An 888-nucleotide genomic window follows, 5' to 3' on the forward strand; every position below is an offset into this window, starting at 1 on the left:
ACGCCACCTCGATAACGGCCTCACCCGGGCCCGGCGCCGCCAACGGCACCTCCTCGATGCGCAGATCCCCCTTGGCATGGGCCACCACCGCCAAACCCGACACCGGCAGACCCGGCACAGGCAGGGATTCCGGAAGGGATTGCTGGTTCAGAGCTGTGTTCGCGGGCATCAGACCACCACCGTCATTCCGCCGTCGATAAAGATCGTCTGCCCGTTCACGAAGTCCGAACCGGCCGAGGCCAGCCACACCGCGGGCCCGGCCAAATCCTGCACCGTGCCCCACCTGTTGGCCGGGGTCCGGCCCAGGATCCAGGCATTGAACACCTCATCATCGACCAGGTTCTGCGTCATCTCCGTATGGATATACCCCGGCGCGATCCCGTTGATCTGCAGGCCGGACCCCGCCCACTCCGCGGTCATCGCCCGGGTCAGGTTCCGCAACCCGCCCTTCGCCGCCACATACGGGGCGATCGTGGGCCGGGCCAGGTCCGTCTGCACCGAACAGATATTAATGATCTTCCCGTGCCCGCGCGCGATCATGTGCCGGGCGGCCTCCCTCCCCACCAAAAACGCGCTCGTGAGGTCCGTGGCGATCACCCGTTCCCAATCCTTCACGTCCAGCTCCAGCATCGGCACCCGGTGCTGGATCCCGGCATTATTCACCAGGATCTCCAACGGCCCCACGTTCTCCTCCACCCACGCCACACCCCGCGCCGCCTCACTATCCTTCGTGACATCAAACGCGACACTGTGCACCCGCCCCGGCGCGTACTCCGCGGCCATCGCAGCCGCCGCGTCCTTCAGCCGCTCGGCATTGATCCCGTTCAGCACCACGGTGGCACCGGCGTCGGCCAACGCCCGCGCCAGCGCATTACCAATCCCCCGGCT

1 protein-coding gene is annotated in these 888 nt (G+C 66.9%); it reads right to left on the reverse strand.

The annotated features are described in order from the left end of the window. Nucleotides 1-168 precede the first annotated feature (168 nt). On the reverse strand, nt 169-888 hold a 720-nt coding region (locus V9L17_RS21240), incomplete at its 5' end, for an SDR family oxidoreductase (protein ID WP_337352800.1).

This window comes from Pseudarthrobacter sp. CCNWLW207 (genome assembly GCF_037203945.1).
Taxonomy (GTDB): domain Bacteria; phylum Actinomycetota; class Actinomycetes; order Actinomycetales; family Micrococcaceae; genus Arthrobacter.